The following is a 347-nucleotide window of genomic DNA, read 5'->3' on the forward strand; positions in this document are numbered from 1 at the left end:
CGACAACGTGGGGGTGGAGAGCAAGACCGCCACCACCGTCGCCATGGACTTCGGACGGATCAGCCTCAGCGAGGAGCTGATCCTCTACCTCTTCGGCACGCCCGGCCAGGAGCGCTTCTGGTTCCTGTGGAACGGGCTGTTCGAAGGCGCCCTCGGAGCCGTCGTCCTCATCGACACCCGGCGGCTCCAGGTCAGCTTCGACGTGATCGGCCGCCTGGAAGAGCGCGGCGTGCCGTTCGTCGTCGCGGTCAACACCTTCCCCGACGCGCCCCACCACCCGGTCGAGGCGCTCCGTAACGCCCTCGACCTGCCCGACGAGGTCCCCATCATCGACTGCGACGCGCGGC

Annotated in this window: 1 protein-coding gene; it reads left to right on the forward strand. The window is 68.9% G+C overall.

Annotated elements, in window-relative coordinates:
- The coding region (locus tag IE97_RS0137930) for a GTP-binding protein (RefSeq protein WP_030252329.1) at nt 1–347 on the forward strand (347 nt) is incomplete at both ends.

This window comes from Streptomyces sp. NRRL S-455, assembly GCF_000717875.1.
Taxonomy (GTDB): domain Bacteria; phylum Actinomycetota; class Actinomycetes; order Streptomycetales; family Streptomycetaceae; genus Streptomyces.